The following is a 15,189-nucleotide window of genomic DNA, read 5'->3' on the forward strand; positions in this document are numbered from 1 at the left end:
ATGTTCCTGGGAGGGCTATTTTTGCTCTCGTAACAATTGGGCGGCACGGACGGCAAAATAAGTCAGGATGCCATCGGCGCCTGCACGTTTAAAAGCGGTCAGGGATTCGAGGATAACCCCTTCGCTCAACCAGCCATTCTGGATCGCCGCCATGTGCATGGCATATTCGCCGCTAACTTGATAAACAAACGTCGGCACTTTGAATTCTTCTTTGACCCGGTAAAGAATGTCCAGATACGGCATGCCTGGCTTGACCATGACCATATCCGCGCCTTCTGACAAGTCCGCCGCCACTTCATGCAGGGCTTCGTTGCTGTTGGCCGGGTCCATCTGATAGGAGGCCTTGTTGGCCTTACCCAGGTTCAGCGCCGAACCGACCGCATCGCGGAACGGGCCGTAATAGGCGCTGGCGTACTTCGCCGAATAGGCCATGATCCGCACGTTGACGTGATCGGCCAGTTCAAGGGCTTCGCGGATCGCCTGGATGCGACCGTCCATCATGTCTGACGGGGCCACCACCTGGGCGCCGGCTTCGGCGTGGGACAGGGCTTGCTTGACCAGTGCGTCGACGGTGATGTCGTTCTGCACGTAGCCTTCTTCGTCGAGGATGCCGTCCTGGCCGTGGGTGGTGAACGGGTCCAGGGCGACGTCGGTGATCACACCCAGTTCAGGGAATTGCGCACGCAGGGCACGGGTGGCGCGCTGGGCAATACCGTCAGGGTTCCAGGCTTCGGCAGCATCCAGGGACTTGAGTTCTGGCGGGGTCACCGGGAACAGCGCCAACGCCGGAATCCCCAGCTCGACCCACTTGGCGGCTTCTTCCAGCAACAGGTCGATGGTCAGGCGTTCGACGCCCGGCATCGAAGCCACCGCTTCGCGGCGGTTTTCACCGTCGAGCACAAACACCGGCAGGATCAGGTCATCGACCGTCAGAACGTTTTCACGGACCAGACGACGCGAGAAATCATCACGACGGTTGCGGCGCAGGCGGGTAGCTGGAAACAAACGGTTGGCGGGGGTAAAGCTCACGGCAGACTCCTGAGCCCGCGCTGGCAGGCGAGCGTGACAGTTATAAGCGACCATTATGACGGTCGTATTACAGTTATGTGCACCCCTGCGACAGGTAGCCGCATTCCATTGTCCTTGTAGGAAATGTTCACGTCGAGACACATTTGGACACTTTCATGAATGTGCACGAAGGGTTAGGCTGCGCGTTCATTTCGCCAGCACCCAGACAATGCTCCAACAATTTCTGCATGACTTCGGCTACTTTGCCCTTTTTCTCGGCACGTTCTTCGAAGGCGAAACCATTCTGGTGCTCGCGGGCTTCCTTGCGTTCCGTGGATACATGGACATCAACCTGGTGGTGGTCGTGGCTTTTTTCGGCAGTTATGCCGGCGATCAGCTGTGGTACTTCCTGGGGCGCAAGCACGGCCGCAAGTTGCTGGCGCGCAAACCACGCTGGCAAATGATGGGTGATCGGGCGCTGGAACATATCCGCAAGCACCCGGATATCTGGGTGTTGAGCTTCCGTTTTGTCTACGGTTTGCGCACGGTGATGCCGGTGGCCATCGGCCTGTCAGGCTATCCGCCGGGACGTTACCTGCTGCTTAACGGGATTGGCGCCGCCATCTGGGCCTCCGCGCTGGCCGCTGCGGCCTATCACTTCGGCGCGGTGCTTGAAGGCTTGCTCGGTAGTGTCAAGAAGTACGAGCTGTGGGTGCTCGGCGCCCTGCTGGTGCTGGGCGTTGTCCTGTGGCTGCGTCGGCGCTTCAAGAATGCCCGCCTGGCGAAGAAAATCTACGCCGACGAGCAGGCCTTGAAGGCCGAAAAAGCCAACGAGACTAAGACGCCAGTCGAGTGACGCGGTTTCTGCAACAGTAGAGACCGATGCCGCTGAGCAGGCTGTAACTGAGCAGACCGACCCAACCCACTGCGCTGGCCGGCCACAAGCCAACCACCGGCGCCAGCCATACCAGCGGCACGTTCGACGCCAGCCGCACCAGCTCCAGCTTCAACGCCCACGGGCGATTCTCCAGAGCCACGCCGAGCGTAAACAACCCTAGCGCCACTGCCCCCCAGCCGAGGATCAACGCGGCGGTCGGCAGATGCTGCTCCAGATTCATCAAATAGCTGCCCAACGCGATATAGACGCAGAATTGCAACGCCACATACAGCTGCTGACGCCCGTCCAGCGGCACTTCGAATTTGCGGAACTGGCTCAAATCCTGTTTACCCATCGGATACTTGGCGGCGACATCCGACGGCCGCCATCCGGTGCGCATGAACCAGATCCGCAGCTTGTCCCACTTGCTCTCGGCACGCCTCGCGTCATCCCACAGTTGTGCATAAAACTGCAGGTTGGCCCACAGCGGGTTCCAGCTCGCCAGCGGCGTGGTCACGCCAAAAATCACCGGTTCGTTATCATCTTCTTCCTGGAACGAGCCAAACAGACGGTCCCAAATAATGAACACCCCGCCGTAGTTGCGATCCATGTAGAGAGGGTTTTGTGCATGGTGGGCCCGATGATTGGACGGCGTGACGAAGAACCACTCGAACCAGCCGAGCTTGGGAATGTGTTTGGTATGCACCCAGAATTGGTACAGCAAGTTGAGCGCGGCGACGCTCACGAACACCAGCAGCGGCACGCCGAGCACGGCCATGGGCAGGTAGAAAATCCAGCTCAGCAGGAAACCGGTACTGGTCTGGCGCAGGGCCGTGGAGAGGTTGTATTCCTCGCTCTGGTGATGCACCGAATGCGCAGCCCAGAGGATATTTCGCTCATGGCCCATGCGATGCAGCCAGTAGTAGCAGAAGTCGTAGAGCACGAAGGCGAACACCCAGACCCAAACGCTGTCGGCCGGGAGCTCGAACAGCGCCAGATGCTTGAACGCGAACGCATAGGTCAGCAACCCGACGCCTTTGGTCAACAGGCCAGTGGTGGTCGACAGCACACCGGTGCTGAGGCTGTTGATCGCGTCTGCCACCCGATAGTTACTGACCCCGCGCCAGCGGTCGGCCAGCAGTTCGACGGCGATCAACACAAAGAAAAACGGCACCGCATACAGAATGAAGTCCATGACGCGCCCTGATCGGAATCTTGAGGACAGATGCTAGGTGTAGCCGCGAATTAACCCTATGGCAACGAGTGACAAATTAGTGGACATTTAACGCCATGAACCTGGAGAAAAACCCATGAGCAAAAAAATTGCAGTGATCCTTTCCGGCTGTGGCGTGTACGACGGCGCAGAGATCCATGAAAGCGTGATCACCTTGCTGCGCCTGGACCAACGGGGTGCCCAGGTGCAGTGTTTCGCCCCCAATGTCGCGCAGTTGCATGTGATCAATCACCTGACCGGGGAACAGATGCCCGAGTCGCGCAACGTGCTGGTGGAATCGGCGCGGATCGCCCGGGGCAACATTCAGGACATCCGCGAAGCGAACGCCGAAGACTTCGATGCGCTGATTGTTCCTGGCGGGTTCGGGTCGGCCAAGAACCTCTCCAACTTCGCCGTCGAAGGTGCCGGCTGCACCGTACAACCGGACGTCCTGGCGTTGGCGGAAGCGTTTGCCGAAGCGGGCAAACCGGTCGGGTTGATGTGCATTTCGCCGGCGCTGGCGGCGAAGATTTATGGACCGGGCGTCAACTGCACCATCGGCAACGATGCCGAGACCGCCGCCACCATGAACAAGATGGGCGCCACCCACACCGATTGCGCCGTGAGCGAAATCGTTGAAGACAAGGCTCGCAAACTGGTGAGCACGCCGGCTTATATGCTGGCGCAGAGCATCAGTGAAGCCGCTTCCGGTATCAACAAAATGGTCGACCGAGTGCTCGAACTGACCCACGAAAACGACGCCTGACACGTCCCCTGTAGGAGCGAGCTCGCTCGCGATGGTCGTCAACGATGACACGGCGAGCCTGACACCCCGCGTCGTTCTCAGGTTTATCGCGAGCAAGCTCGCTCCTACAGGGTTCAGGCTTTGCGGGACAGTCGGGTAAGGATCCGGTCAAGCGCATTGGCAAACGCTTGCTTCTCGCGCTCGCCAAACGGCGCGGGGCCGCCGCTCATCTGGCCTTGTTCGCGCAGGTCGGTGAACAGGTTGCGCACCGCCAGCCTGTCACCCATGTTCTGTGCATCGAACTCCTTGCCGCGCGGGTCCAGCGCCGCGACGCCCTTCTTCACCAAGCGGTCGGCCAGTGGAACGTCGCTGCAAATCACCAGTTCACCGGGAACGGCGTGTTCCACCAGGTAATCGTCGGCCGCATCCGGGCCACTCGGTACCACGATCAGCTTCACCAACGAAAGCCCCGGCTTGATCTGCGGCTGCCCCGCCACCAGCACCACTTCAAACTGGCGCTTCAGGGCGAATTTCACCACCAGGTCTTTGGCCGCCCGTGGGCAGGCGTCGGCATCGATCCAGACACGCATTGTTTTTTTACCTCTTGAAAGCAAAAGATCGCAGTCTGCGGCAGCTCCTACAAGGGAATGCGTTCCAAATGTAGGAGCTGCCGCAGGCTGCGATCTTTTAAGGATCACTCAGGTCAGGAAACCTGCACCCGCCGCTTCTCAGCCATCCAACTACGGCCATACAGCACGATGATCGCAAGGATCGCCACAACCTGAGCACTCAATGAATACGCATCAGCGTGAATCCCCAGCCAGTCGAAGTCAAAGAACGGCACCGGCCGGGTGCCAAAAATGCCGGCTTCCTGCAACGCCTTCACGCCATGCCCGGCAAACACCACCGACAACGCGCACAGCAGGCCGGCGTTGATGCTGAAGAACAACGACAGCGGCAGTTTCGCCGAACCACGCAGAATCACCCACGCCAGGCCGACCAGCAGCACCAACGCCGTTGCACCGCCAGCCAGCACCGCGTTATGCCCCGCAGGACCTGCCTGTAACCACAGGGTTTCGTAAAACAGAATCACTTCAAACAATTCGCGATACACCGAGAAAAACGCCAGCGTCGCAAAACCGAAGCGTCCACCGCCACCCACCAGGCTGGTCTTGATGTAATCCTGCCAGGCCGCTGCGTGGCGACGGTCGTGCATCCAAACGCCGAGCCAGAGCACCATGACCGCGGCAAACAACGCCGTCGCACCTTCCAGCAACTCACGTTGCGAACCGCTGACATCGATCACATAAGCCGCCAGCGCCCAGGTTCCCAGCCCGGCCACTAGCGCCAGGCCCCAACCGACGTTGACGCTGCGCACCGCCGATTGCTGGCCGGTGTTGCGCAGGAATGCGAGGATCGCCGCCAGGACCAGAATCGCTTCCAGTCCTTCGCGCAGCAGAATCAGCAGGCCGGAAATGTAGCTCAAGGACCAGCTCAAGCCATCGCTGCCCAACAGGCCGGCGGATTCCTTCAATTTAGCCTTGGCCGTGTCCAGGCGTTGCTGGGCCTGGGCCACCGGCAAACCGTCCTGCAATGACTGCCGGTACGCCATCAGCGATTTTTCGGTGTCTTTGCGCACGTTGGCGTCGACGTTGTCCAGGGAGCTTTCGACCAGTTCGAAACCTTCCAGGTACGCCGCTACCGACAAGTCATAGGCTTGATCATGGTCCCCCGCGCGGTAGGCTGCGATGCTCTTGTCCAGGGTTGCCGCGGTGTAGTCGAGGAGCTGCGCCGGGCCACGCTTGACCTGCGGCGGCTGGGCGCGTTGCGCACGATAGGTCGCTGCGGCCTGTGGGCCTTCGGCGGCCTGCACTTCGGCCGGCGTCTGGCGGGCCAGGTCGGCGATGTTGTAGGTCTTCTCGCTTTGAGCTGCCGTCGGATCGGCGCTGAAGCTGGCGATGTAGGTGGCCAGGTCCCAACGTTGACGGTCATCCAGCTGATCGGCGAAGGCCGGCATGTCGCTGCCTTCGACACCGAGGCCCAAGGTGCTGTAGATCGCATAGAGGCTCAGGCGATCCATGCGCGCGCTATCGCGCAGATTGGACGGAGGCGGCGTCAGGCCGACACCGGCCGGGCCGTCACCAGCCCCCGCGTCACCGTGGCAGACCGAACAATGTTGAGCGTACAGCGGCGCACCACGGGTTGGATCCGGCGTAATGATCGGCGCTTGGCTGATTTCATAAGCGACGGCCAGCTTGGCCCCAAGTTGCCGGGCCTGGCGAGCGACGTCCGCACCTTCCTGGCGCGTAGCGATTGCATTGCGCAGGGTGCTGACGCCCTGTTCCAGCGCCGCTTTCTCCGGCTTGGCCGGCATCGCGGCGATCACACCTAGCAACGTTTTTATGGACGCCAGTTGCGCACGGTAGTCGGACTCATCGATGACCTTGCCCGCTTGCACTGACTCAGGGTAGTCCGCCCCAATGTAATCGAGCATATGCAACGCTTGCGGCGCGCCTTCCACGGTGTCGGCCAGCAGATTGACACTGCACAGGGCAAACAACGGAAACACCAGCCAGGCCAGGAAACGGGACGGGGCAGTCATCAATGAATCTCAATTGAAAATACGAAGTAACACATTGTTCCCTCCCAATGACTTTCACTCAAGCTTTGTTGTGCGAGAGGATGCGGCGCTCTGCGGCCTATACCGGTGGTTTGCGTGCCTGACGGATAATGGCACATGGCAAAAACATGGAATTAAAAAGCCATTACATAGCCAGCATCCCTGCTTATAATGCCGCGCCCTCGTTATTGCGATCGGGCATTGAAGCTCCTCTTCTTATGAGGAATTGGCAGGACGCCAGCCGTCGCCGATAGGTTCCAACAGCCCGACCAGCATTTGCGGCTGCTTACTTTCAGGGAAGAAGTACCCCTATGGCATCCCGCGCCTTTACCGTGATTGCGCTCAGCGCCGTCACCTTGCTGTCCGGCTGTTCAGCCTTTCGCAATTACGACTCCGAGCTCGCCCAGACCAACCAGCAACTGGCCACCGGCAACGTCGACGCCGCGCTGACACTGCTTGAAAAGAACAACACGGGCACAGACAAAGACCTGCTCTATTACTTCGAAAAAGGTGAACTGCTGCGCGCCAAGGGCGATCTGTCCGGCAGCCAGAATGCCTGGGGCAGCGCCGATGTGGTGGTCGGCCAGTGGGAAGATGCGGTCAAGCTGGACACCGGCAAGTACCTCGCCCAGTTCGGCAGCTTCCTGGTGAATGACAAGGTCCGTCGTTACGAAGGCTATGACTACGAAAAAGTCATGCTGACCACGCAGATGGCCCTGAACCTGCTGGCCGTGAACGACTTCGATGGCGCACGCACCGCGATCAAGAAAACTCACGAACGTGAAGCGGTGATCGCCGACCTGCGTGACAAGGAATACCTCAAGAGCGAAGAGGAAGCCGAGAAAGAAGGCATCAAGACCGAGTACAAGGACCTGCAGGGTTACCCGGTCGCCAGCCTTGACGCACCCGAAGTGGTCAGCCTGAAAAACAGTTACCAGAGTGCGTTCAGTCACTACCTGGCCGGCTTCGTCTACGAAGCCCTGGGCGAAAAAGACCTGGCAGCGCCGGGTTATCGCAAAGCCGTCGAACTGCGCCCTAACACTCCACTGCTGGAGCAGGCGCTGAAGAATCTCGACAAGCCAAGTGGCAAGGCCGAGGACAGCGACATTCTGATCGTCGTGCAAAGCGGCCTGGCGCCAGCCCGGGATTCGATCCGCGTGCCCCTGCCTCTGCCCATCAGCGGCAATGTGGTGATCACTCCGCTTTCGTTCCCGATCATCAAGCCTGACAGTTCCACCGCCACGCTCGCCCAGATTGGTGTCGACGGTCAGCAGCTCTCCCTGACCCAACTCAACAGCACCACCGCCATGTCCCGCCGCGCGCTGCGTGACGACATGCCGGGGATCATTCTGCGCACCACCGTTCGCGCCGTCAGCCGCGGTGTAGCGCAGAAGAAAATCAACGAAACCAACCCGCTCGCGGGCCTGGCCGTCGGCATCACTTCAGCCGTGCTCGAGGGTGCCGATACCCGCACCTGGCGCACCCTGCCGGACACCACTCAGGTGGTGCGCCTGCGCCTGAAGAAAGGCGAACACCAGGTCACGTTGCCGAATGCGGTCGGCGGTTCGGTGGTCAAGGTCACCGTTGAGCAACGCTATCAAGTCATCAGCCTGCGCGCCGTGGGCAATCAGGTCTTCGCCAGTGGCCTGGCCGCTCATGTGATGCCAAGCGCCAACCCGACCGCTGTTGCCAGCCTCAAACAACCTTAAGAACGGAGTCTTTAGATGCGCTTCAAACTCATCGCTGTCGTCGCCCTCGCCTTGCTGGCCGGTTGCGCCACCCCGCCACCACCGGAGCCAGGCAGCGCCGCCAGCAAAGTCGTGGCCATGGGCAAGCTCAAGAACATCGTGGTCGGCGCCATGCGCGTGGCCCGGGAAAATGGCTTCATGACGGTCAATGTGCAGCTGAGCAATACCAGCTTCAACAACAAGACCTTCTACTACCGCTTTGCCTGGCTCGGCCCTGAAGGCTTCCCGATTGCCGAAGAAGAAACCTGGAAAAGCCAAATGATGTACGGCGAACAGACCAGCTTCATCCAGGCGATTGCGCCCACTGCCAAAGCCGTGGATTTCCGTCTCGAAATCAAAACGCCTTAACCCCCCTATTCGTTCAGTTCTAGAGAGCACTCCCATGTTTGCACGCTTTTCGTTCATCGCCGTTCTTGCCCTTCTGGCCAGCGGTTGCGCCAACACTTCGCCGACCCTGGGCAGCAAAAACATCAGTTACGGCGACACCAAGGCTGTAGAAACCGTGACCAACGAGTTCGGTTCCACCGACTTGCAGATGATTGCTGAAACCATGACGCGCTCGCTGGCCCAGTCCGGCATTTTGCAGGGTCGTCCGGTGGTTCAGGTCTACGACGTGAAGAACAAGACCAGCGAATACATCGACACCCGTGAGATCACCACCAGCATCAAGACTCAGCTGATGAAGACCGGCACCGCCCGCTTCGCCAGCGACAATACCGCGATGCAGAGCCAGGTCGACCAGCTCAAGCTGCAAAACCAGAGCGGCCTGTACAAGAAAGCCACCGTGGCCAAGACCGGCAACATGATCGCCGCCAAATACCGTCTTGAAGGTTCGATCAGCTCGATCGTCAAGCGCAGCAGCGACTACAAGGACGTCTTCTACAAATTCAGCCTGCAATTGATCGATGTTGAAAGCGGCCTGGCCGAGTGGATGGACGAAAAAGAGATCCGCAAGACCACGGAGCGTTAAGCAATGCGCGCATGGATTGGCCTGATGGCCCTGGCTTGTGCGTTCAGCGTGCAAGCGGCCCCTAAAGTCGCGGTGACGGACCTGGCGTACCAGGAGCGAGTGGAGCAGTACATCCACATCGTTTCGGCGCAGAGCAACTTCCAGGCAAACCGCTACAGCGCCAGTGGTTCTTCGAGCTACAACGAAATCGAAGCGACCAGCAGCTACATCGAGCAGGGCGAATTGCGAAAATTCACCGGAGACATCAAGGGCGAGATGCTGCGTTCCGGGATGTTCCAACTGGTGCAAGGCACGCCGTACACAGCTTCGTCAAAGGGCGATGTCTACGACGTGATCAAGCGGATCAAGGCCGGCAACTTCAAGGGCGCCGATTACGTGCTGTTCGGCACCGTGTCGGATATCGACTTCACCCGCGACGTCACCGAACTCGCCAATACCGACAGTCACTCGGCGGTGCTGGGACTGACGCTGGTGGCGGACTTCAGCCTGATCAACACTCGGACCTTCGAAATCACCTCGGCCTTCACCGCGATGGGTGAAGGTCAGGACACCAAACTGGTGAATGGTCGGGATATCAAGGTGTCGCTCAACCGCCCGCGAGTCGTACGTGACGTGTCCAAGGCACTGGGTGAAGACGTGGCCGCGCAGCTGAGCCAACAACTGGGTGGCAGCGGTGAGGCGCCGCCAGGGCAAGCTCCGTTGCGCAACAACCTGCCACGAGATACAGCGCCGGTCATTCTGCGCTAGAGGTTGATGCCAATCAGTTACGCCGTAACGCGACCTGTAGCAGCTGGCGAAGCCTGCGTTCGGCTGCGTAGCAGTCGTCAAATCAGGCGACGCGGTGTTACCGGAAGACCCCGTTCTCAGGTTTTACGACTGCTTCGCAGCCGAACGCAGGCTTCGCCAGCTGCTACAGGTCTCGCCACAGAAAAAAAAGGCGACCCCAAGGGTCGCCTTTTTTGTGCCTGAAGGTATTACACCGTGGCTTTGCGCAGCGTTGCCATAAATGCCGCCGCACCAATGAACAACCCGGCAAAGGTACGGTTCATGCGTTTTTGCTGTTTGGGTGTGCGCAACAGACGCAATACCTTGGAGGCCAGCCCGGTGTAACCGGCCATGACGATCAGATCGACGCAGACCATGGTCACGCCGATGATCAGGTACTGCGCCAGCAGCGGCGCATGGGGATCGATGAACTGCGGCAACACGGCCAGCATGAACACCAATGCCTTGGGGTTACTGATGTTCACCAGGAAACCACGGAACACCAGGACCAGCGGTTTACCGATCGGACGCACCGCTGCGTTATCGCTCATGTCGCTGGGCAACGCGCGCCATTGCTTGACCGCGAGGTAAACCAGATACGCCACGCCGAACCATTTGATCGCATAGAAAGCAGAGGCCGACGCAGTGAGGATTGCGCCGACGCCGGCGCCGACGATCGCAATTTGCACTGCCAGGCCGACCTGCAGACCCAGGGCGTTCCAGTAACCGCGCCAGAAACCGTATTGCAGACCGCTGGACATCGACGCAATGGCGCCGGCACCGGGAGACAGACTGATCACCCAGCAGGCGGCAAAAAACGCCAGCCATGTTTGAAGCTCCATCGCACACCTCGACTCAGACCCGTAACAAATGCCTAAGCTAATGCGGCTTTGGGCGGATGACTACCGATTTTTTTCAATGCTAAAAGCAAAAGATCGCAGCCTTCGGCAGCTCCTACGTTGGAATGCGATCCCCTGTAGGCGCTGCCGAAGGCTGCGATCTTTTGCTTGAACGCTTGAGTCGCAACCAGGCCTACTTTTCAAACCCGCTCGAAGGGAACACATCACTACCGCGCCAACGGCGAACCGAACGCTGGAAGAACAGGCTGTTGGGCACTTGCACCATGGCGCTGCCAGTGCCGAGTTCTTCCGCTTCGATCAGCGTGGTGTAGAGCAAGTTGATCGCCACCACCCGACCCTTGACGCCGGGCTTGTCGGTGGTGTCCACCAACTCGACCACGTCACCGAGGCGGAACGGACCGACGGTGAAAATCAGGATCGCGCAGAGCAGATTGGAAAGCACGCTCCACATGGCGAAAAACGCCACCGCTGCTACCGCGACGAAGCCCGACAACGCAGTCCAGAGCACCGTCGCCGAGACCCCGAGGCGTTCCAGCACGAAAATCAGCGCACTGCCCATGATCAGCCAGCGCAAGCCGCCACGCAGCGGCATCAGCAGCTGCGGCGGAAACGGGTAGCGCTCGCCCAGACGGGTCAGGCATTTAGCGACAAAGCGCTGGGTGAAATAACCGGCCAACAAAATCAGCAGAATTTGCACGACCAGCCAGATCGGCTCGATCCACACCGCAGGCAATGGCAGCTTGAACGCCTCCATCAGGACAGCGACTCCAGCTCCGCCTGCATGCTTTCGAGCAGTTCCAGGGCTTCCATCCAGGCTTCTTCCAGTTCGGCTTCACGCACCTTCAGCTTGGCCTGTTCGGCCAGCAGGTCACGCAGATCGTTCTTGCGCGCCGGTTCGTAAATATCGCTGTCGCCAAGGCTGGCATCGATCTTCGCCAGCTTCTCGTGCAGCTTGCCCAACTCGGCTTCGAGCTTGTCGGCCTCGCGCTTGTGCGGTGCCAGTTGCTGACGTAACGCTGCAGCAGCCTGGCGTTGGGCTTTCTTGTCGGTCTTGTCCGGGTTGACCGGGGTGTTGCTGACCGGGGCATTGCGTTGGCGATAATCCACCAACCAGCGGGTGTAATCCTCGAGGTCGCCGTCGAACTCCTCGACCTTGCCGTCCGCCACCAGGTAAAAGTTGTCGGTGGTGCTTTTAAGCAAATGACGATCGTGAGAGACCACCAATACCGCGCCACTGAATTCCTGCAGGGCCATGGTCAGTGCCAGGCGCATCTCCAGGTCCAGGTGGTTGGTGGGTTCGTCGAGCAGCAACAGGTTCGGCCGGCCCCAGGCGATCAATGCCAACGCCAGGCGGGCCTTCTCGCCACCCGAGAAATTCAGCACGGGTTCGTCGATCCGGGCACCACGGAAGTCGAAACCGCCGAGGAAGTCGCGCAGGGTCTGCTCGCGCTCGGTGGGCGCCAGACGCTGCATATGCAGCAACGGGCTCGCCTTGGAGTCGAGAGAATCCAGCTGATGTTGGGCGAAGTAGCCGACGACGGTGTTCTCGCCACGGGTCAGCCGGCCGGACAAAGGCTCGAGCTCACCCGCGAGGTTTTTGATCAGGGTCGATTTACCCGCACCGTTAGGGCCGAGCAGACCGATCCGTGCGCCGGGGGTCAGTTGCAGCTTGACCTTCTCCAGCACGGCTCGCTCGCCGTAACCCAGGCGAGCGTCGGAAATATCAATCAACGGACTGGAGATTTTGTGCGACTCGCGAAACACGAAGTCGAACGGAGAATCGACGTGGGCGGCGGACAGCTCTTCCATCCGCTCCAGCGCCTTGATCCGGCTCTGGGCCTGGCGGGCCTTGGTGGCCTGGGCCTTGAACCGGGCGATGTAGCTTTCCATGTGCGCACGTTGCGCCTGCTGCTTCTCGTACGCTTGCTGTTGCTGGGCCAGACGTTCGGCCCGGGCGCGTTCGAAGGCGCTGTAGCCGCCGCGATAGAGGGTGATCTTGCGCTGATCGACGTGAGCCACATGATCGACCACGGCATCGAGGAAGTCCCGGTCGTGGGAAATCAGCATCAAGGTGCCGGGGTAGCTTTTCAGCCATTCTTCGAGCCAGATGATGGCGTCGAGGTCCAAGTGGTTGGTCGGCTCGTCGAGCAGCAACAGGTCCGAGGGGCACATCAACGCCTGCGCCAGGTTCAGACGCATCCGCCAGCCACCGGAGAAATCTCCTACCTGCCGATCCATCTGATCATTGGTGAACCCAAGGCCGGCCAACAATTTGCGGGCCCGGGCGTCAGCCGTGTAACCGTCGGCGCTGTCGAGTTCCGAGTGCAGGCGGGCTTGCGCGGCACCGTCATGGGCTGCTTCCGCTGCGGCGAGGTCTCGCTGCACCTCGCGCAGGCGCAGGTCGCCATCGAGCACGTAGTCGACCGCCACGCGATCGAGGGTGTCGATCTCCTGGCGCATATGGGCGATGCGCCAGTCTGCCGGCAACAAGCAATCACCCGAATCCGGGTGAAGGTCGCCCAGAAGCAAGGCGAACAGGCTCGATTTGCCGGCGCCGTTGGCACCGATGAGGCCGGCTTTGTGGCCGGCGTGCAGGGTCAGCTCGGCGTCTTCTAGCAGACGTTGCGGGCCACGCTGTAAAGTCAGGTTCTGAAGTCGAATCATAATGGCGGCGGAGTCTACCAGCTTCGCTCGCAACTGGCGCGAGTAGCACTATGTCCTCTGACCTGTGGAGCTTTTCCCTGACCACTTACGCCCGTCCCGGCGTTGAACATGCGTGCCTGCAATTGCAGTCGACGGGCATAAATGTGTGCCTGCTGTTGTGTGGGTTATGGCTGGAACAGCGTGGAGTTGCCTGCAACGAGCAACGATTGCAGCAACTTCGCAACGTCGCCGAGCCTTGGGATGCCGACGTCGTTCGACCGCTGCGAGCCTTGCGCACGCAATGGAAAGCCGTCGCGGCAGAGGATGCCGAACTCAATAGATTGCGTGAACAAGTGAAGACATTGGAGTTGGAAGCCGAACGACATCTGTTGTTGCGGCTAGAGCAATCGGCGCAGAGTTGGCCGCAGTGTGAGGTGACCGATCTATCGGCCTGGCTGGAAGGTGTGGCGGCGGATGCCGCCCACCTGCACCGCGACGCGCTGCATCAGCTGCGCGTCGCGGCAACCGGCACTTAGGAAGCGCTGGTTGGGGTGGTTGCTGCGATCGACGCGGCGGCCGGCGTTGGCGCTGGCGTGGCTGTCGAGGTGGCTGCTGCTAAAGCAGACGTTGCCACCGGAGCCGGGTTGGCTGGCTTGGCAACTGGCGCGGTGGCAGGCTTGGCGGCAACAGGCTTTTTCACCGCTGGTTTGGCAGCAGGCTTGGCCGCGACTGGCTTGGCAGCAGGTTTGGCTGCGGCAGGTTTGGCTGCGCTCGCGGTGGCCGGCTTGGCAGCAGCGGCAGGTTTTGCGGCTGGTTTTGCTGCCGGTTTAGCAGCTGGTTTTGCAGCAGCTTTTACCGCTGGTTTTGCAGCGGGTTTGGCTGCAGTTTTTGCCGCCGGTTTTGCAGCAGCTTTAGCCGCGACAGGTTTGGCAGCCGGCTTGGCAGCAGGTTTCGCCGCAGCGGTTTTCGCAGCTGGTTTGGCTGCAGGTTTAGCGGCCGTTTTCGCAGCAGGTTTGGCAGCGGCAGTTTTCGCCACGGCTGGTTTTGCAGCAGCCGTTTTTGCAGTGGCTGGCTTGGCGGCGGCAGGCTTGGCAGCTGTCGTTTTAGCAGCCGGTTTCGCAGCGCTGGCAGCGACTGGTTTTCTCGCCGCTGGTTTTGCTGTTGGCTTAGCGGCGGCTTTCACCGGAGCTTTGGCAGCAGGCTTTGCCGGTGCTTTTGCAGTAGCCGGTTTGGCAGCAGCTTTCTTTGCGGGGGCCGCAGCAGGCTTGGCTGAACGCAGGGACAACGCCTTGCCGACAGCCTCTTGTACACGACCGACGCCCTGGGCCAGTTTCAGGCTTTCTTGAGCATCGCGCTTGAGTTGCAGAATGTAGCTGCGCGTTTCGGATTGACGATCCTTGAGAGCATCGAGCAGCTCCTCAAGCTCCTTCACTGCATCCTTGGCTTTGGTTTGCGCCTTGGCTTTGCCGGCCGCCGCGGCGTCCTGCAATTTGGTACGGGATTTGTGCAGTTTTTCCTGCGCTTTTCCGCGCTGCTTTTCCAGTTTGGCGAGCAGTTTTTCAGCATCAGCCATGGCTTGGGAACAAGCGTTTTCCAGATGCTCGAGCAGGCTGCCCGAGAGTTGTTGGAGTAAGTGCAACGGGGTATTTACAGGCTTCTTGATGGCCGACATGGTTTACCTCCTGGCTGACGTGGGTGCGGCTCATACTAGACCTCTGCTGCTACCGCCGCTAGGGCATG

At 60.1% G+C, this 15,189-nt stretch carries 15 protein-coding genes; 7 read left to right on the plus strand and 8 right to left on the minus strand.

Annotated elements, in window-relative coordinates:
* Window positions 1-15: 15 nt before the first annotated feature.
* Window positions 16-1,029 (minus strand): porphobilinogen synthase, encoded by a 1,014-nt coding sequence (gene hemB, locus ACA052_RS27965; RefSeq protein ID WP_222588946.1) that lies wholly within the window; start codon window positions 1,027-1,029, stop codon window positions 16-18.
* Between the two features lie 208 nt (window positions 1,030-1,237).
* Here hemB and ACA052_RS27970 point away from each other — a divergent pair, with 208 nt between their 5' ends.
* On the plus strand, window positions 1,238-1,864 hold the full coding sequence (locus ACA052_RS27970; protein WP_497647692.1) for a DedA family protein: 627 nt from the start codon (window positions 1,238-1,240) through the stop codon (window positions 1,862-1,864).
* Here ACA052_RS27970 and ACA052_RS27975 read toward each other — a convergent pair.
* The gene (locus ACA052_RS27975) at window positions 1,845-3,080 is read right to left on the minus strand and encodes a sterol desaturase family protein (RefSeq protein ID WP_497647693.1); all 1,236 of its coding nucleotides are present in this window, start codon (window positions 3,078-3,080) and stop codon (window positions 1,845-1,847) included. The two genes, ACA052_RS27970 and ACA052_RS27975, sit on opposite strands and share 20 nt — an antisense overlap.
* Window positions 3,081-3,195: 115 nt before the next feature.
* On the opposite strand from ACA052_RS27975, the gene elbB reads away from it, so the two are divergent.
* Complete coding sequence (elbB, locus tag ACA052_RS27980; protein WP_497647694.1) at window positions 3,196-3,864, plus strand: isoprenoid biosynthesis glyoxalase ElbB; 669 nt, start codon at window positions 3,196-3,198, stop codon at window positions 3,862-3,864.
* A gap of 113 nt (window positions 3,865-3,977) precedes the next feature.
* Here elbB and ACA052_RS27985 read toward each other — a convergent pair whose 3' ends face one another.
* Window positions 3,978-4,433: a YaiI/YqxD family protein gene (locus ACA052_RS27985; protein ID WP_497647695.1), complete on the minus strand. Its 456-nt coding sequence runs from the start codon at window positions 4,431-4,433 to the stop codon at window positions 3,978-3,980.
* A gap of 113 nt (window positions 4,434-4,546) precedes the next feature.
* On the minus strand, window positions 4,547-6,445 hold the full coding sequence (locus ACA052_RS27990; protein ID WP_497647696.1) for an FTR1 family protein: 1,899 nt from the start codon (window positions 6,443-6,445) through the stop codon (window positions 4,547-4,549).
* Window positions 6,446-6,774: 329 nt separating this feature from the next.
* Here ACA052_RS27990 and ACA052_RS27995 point away from each other — a divergent pair, with 329 nt between their 5' ends.
* From ACA052_RS27995 to ACA052_RS28010, 4 genes are read left to right on the plus strand one after another with little or no spacing between them, the layout of a single operon-like run.
* The gene (locus ACA052_RS27995; RefSeq protein WP_497647697.1) at window positions 6,775-8,172 is read left to right on the plus strand and encodes a COG3014 family protein; all 1,398 of its coding nucleotides are present in this window, start codon (window positions 6,775-6,777) and stop codon (window positions 8,170-8,172) included.
* A gap of 15 nt (window positions 8,173-8,187) precedes the next feature.
* On the plus strand, window positions 8,188-8,559 hold the full coding sequence (locus ACA052_RS28000) for a YcfL family putative periplasmic lipoprotein (protein ID WP_017341417.1): 372 nt from the start codon (window positions 8,188-8,190) through the stop codon (window positions 8,557-8,559).
* A 34-nt stretch (window positions 8,560-8,593) separates the two neighbouring features.
* Window positions 8,594-9,181 carry a penicillin-binding protein activator LpoB gene (gene lpoB, locus ACA052_RS28005; RefSeq protein WP_497647698.1) on the plus strand — a complete coding sequence of 196 codons (588 nt, stop codon included), beginning with the start codon at window positions 8,594-8,596 and terminating at the stop codon, window positions 9,179-9,181.
* A 3-nt stretch (window positions 9,182-9,184) separates the two neighbouring features.
* Window positions 9,185-9,928: a penicillin-binding protein activator LpoB gene (locus ACA052_RS28010; protein WP_497647699.1), complete on the plus strand. Its 744-nt coding sequence runs from the start codon at window positions 9,185-9,187 to the stop codon at window positions 9,926-9,928.
* Between the two features lie 227 nt (window positions 9,929-10,155).
* On the opposite strand, the gene ACA052_RS28015 is transcribed toward ACA052_RS28010, so the two are convergent.
* The 3 genes from ACA052_RS28015 to ACA052_RS28025 all read right to left on the minus strand — a co-directional run bounded on the left by ACA052_RS28015 (window position 10,156) and on the right by ACA052_RS28025 (window position 13,470).
* Complete coding sequence (locus ACA052_RS28015) at window positions 10,156-10,788, minus strand: LysE family transporter (protein WP_497647700.1); 633 nt, start codon at window positions 10,786-10,788, stop codon at window positions 10,156-10,158.
* A gap of 190 nt (window positions 10,789-10,978) precedes the next feature.
* Window positions 10,979-11,560 (minus strand): mechanosensitive ion channel domain-containing protein, encoded by a 582-nt coding sequence (locus tag ACA052_RS28020; protein WP_497647701.1) that lies wholly within the window; start codon window positions 11,558-11,560, stop codon window positions 10,979-10,981.
* A complete protein-coding gene (locus ACA052_RS28025; RefSeq protein WP_497647702.1) occupies window positions 11,560-13,470 on the minus strand; it encodes an ATP-binding cassette domain-containing protein in 1,911 nt (636 codons plus the stop codon). Before ACA052_RS28025 ends, ACA052_RS28020 begins: the two co-directional genes overlap by 1 nt.
* A 50-nt stretch (window positions 13,471-13,520) precedes the next feature.
* Here ACA052_RS28025 and ACA052_RS28030 point away from each other — a divergent pair, with 50 nt between their 5' ends.
* Complete coding sequence (locus ACA052_RS28030; RefSeq protein WP_497647703.1) at window positions 13,521-13,985, plus strand: TIGR02444 family protein; 465 nt, start codon at window positions 13,521-13,523, stop codon at window positions 13,983-13,985.
* Here ACA052_RS28030 and ACA052_RS28035 read toward each other — a convergent pair.
* Window positions 13,982-15,121 carry an AlgP family protein gene (locus ACA052_RS28035; protein WP_497647704.1) on the minus strand — a complete coding sequence of 380 codons (1,140 nt, stop codon included), beginning with the start codon at window positions 15,119-15,121 and terminating at the stop codon, window positions 13,982-13,984. The two genes, ACA052_RS28030 and ACA052_RS28035, sit on opposite strands and share 4 nt — an antisense overlap.
* Window positions 15,122-15,189 lie beyond the last annotated feature (68 nt).

The organism is Pseudomonas sp. LBUM1644 (assembly GCF_059716195.1).